General features: G+C 68.3%; 1 protein-coding gene. It reads left to right on the forward strand.

The annotated features are described in order from the left end of the window. The first annotated feature begins 121 nt into the window (after positions 1–121). Positions 122–1402: an IS256 family transposase gene (locus tag DW024_RS09880; RefSeq protein WP_118377606.1), complete on the forward strand. Its 1281-nt coding sequence runs from the start codon at positions 122–124 to the stop codon at positions 1400–1402. The last annotated feature ends 82 nt before the right edge of the window (positions 1403–1484 follow it).

Consider the following 1484-nt stretch of genomic DNA (forward strand, 5'->3'; position numbering starts at 1 on the left):
GATCGCGTCGAAAATGTTGGTGTAAGGGTGGCTCCCTAGCGTCCGTTTAACGAAGAGCGGCCTTCGTCCTAGAATCTGAAATCACCACAACAACAGGTTCTAGGAAAGGACGAAGACCGCTATGGAAATCTTATCAGACCCGAAGCCGGACATGCTCGCCATGCCGCGGTTCGACGACGGTGCCATCGACATGCAGGAGCTGCTCAGGCGCCTCGCCGAGCAGGTCGTAAACGCCGTGATGGACGCCGAGGCCGACCAGCTGTGCGGCGGCGGGGCGAACAGCCGCAACGGCTACCGGGAGCGCGGCCTCGCCACCTGCGTCGGCACGCTGACGCTGCGCATCCCGAAGCTCCGCACCGGCAGCTTCTTCCCGGACGACGTGATCGAGCGCTACCAGCGCGCGGACCGCGCCCTCGTGGCCGCCGTCGCCGAGATGTACGCCACCGGCACGAGCACCCGCAAGGTGCGGCGCGTCGCGGAGAAGATGGGCGTGTCCAGGCTCTCCAAGGACCAGGTGAGCGCCATCGCGTCGAACCTTGACGCCGACATCGAGGAGCTCTGCGCGAGGCCCCTCGACGGCTCGCCGGTGCCCTACGTCTGGCTCGACGCCACCTACGTCAAGTGCCGCCGCGGGGGCCGCGTGGCCTCCACGGCCGTCGTCACGGCCATCGGCTGCGACGCGGGCGGCTGGAGGCGCGTGCTGGGCGTCGGCGTGGTGGACACGGAGTCGTACGACTCGTGGCTGGCATTCCTCAGGAAAATCCGCGACCGCGGCGTCTCCGGCGTGGAGCTCGTCGTCTCCGACGCGCACGCGGGCCTCGTCGCGGCCGCGGCGGAGGTCTTCCAGGGGGCGGCATGGCAGCGCTGCGCCGTCCACCTCATGCGCGACTGCATGCGCGAGGCGGGCTCCTGGCAGCTCAGGCGCCGCGTGGGCAGGATCGTCTCGCAGGTGTTCCGCGGGCGCGACGCCGCCACCGTGACCGCCATGTACCACGTGGCGTGCGACATGCTGGAGGGGTGCTGCCCGAGGGCGGCGGCGATCCTCGAGGAGGCCGAGCCGGACGCCCTGGCATACCTCGACTTCCCGCCGTCGCACTGGAAGCGCCTGCGCACCAACAACGTCCAGGAGCGGACGAACCGCGAGATAAAGCGCAGGTCGAGGGTGGTGCAGGCGTTCCCCTCGACGGCGTCGCTGGTGCGGCTGGCAGGCGCGGTCATGTGCGAGCAGGACGAGGCATGGCAGGAATCCAGGTACTTCTCGGAGGCGAAGATGAGGGAGCTCTACGACGAGGGCCGCACGCGCGGGCTCGACGGGACGGTCGACTGGTCGCGGCTGGAGGCTGAGGCCAGGAAGATGATCGAATCCGGCCTCGAGCTTGCGGACAGGATCGAGGCGGCATAGGATATCAACCGTATTCCAGGTTCTTGGACGCCGGGCCGACTCGCTTCGGATCGGACGCTACACCAACTTTCTCGACACTACC

It is taken from the genome of Collinsella sp. AF37-9 (assembly GCF_003475115.1).
GTDB lineage: Bacteria > Actinomycetota > Coriobacteriia > Coriobacteriales > Coriobacteriaceae > Collinsella.